1 pseudogene is annotated in these 249 nt (G+C 44.2%); it reads left to right on the forward strand.

Going from position 1 to position 249, the window contains the following annotated elements:
• A pseudogene (locus CF394_RS13490) lies at positions 1 to 249 on the forward strand (bacitracin ABC transporter permease); the annotation flags it as partial.

A 249-nucleotide genomic window follows, 5' to 3' on the forward strand; every position in this document is an offset into this window, starting at 1 on the left:
AACTTTTGGACGAAAATAACATTTCCTACAGCAAAAAAGAAATTCATGTCATTCAAGCGGTTTTTAATCTGGAACAAATTGTCGATGGAGATCCTGAAAATATGGCTGGAGACCCGGGGAAATTGCCCCTCGCCGTGGTCAGCGATGCAGAGATTGCCGGGATGGACGTGCCAAAAGGAGACGTCATTTTTTCAGGATATACCGACCTTCTCCAGAAATTTATGGCTTTAAAAGAGACCGGTGCCGTTA

The sequence above is a fragment of the Tetzosporium hominis genome, assembly GCF_002265435.1.
Lineage (GTDB): Bacteria > Bacillota > Bacilli > Bacillales_A > Planococcaceae > Chryseomicrobium > Chryseomicrobium hominis.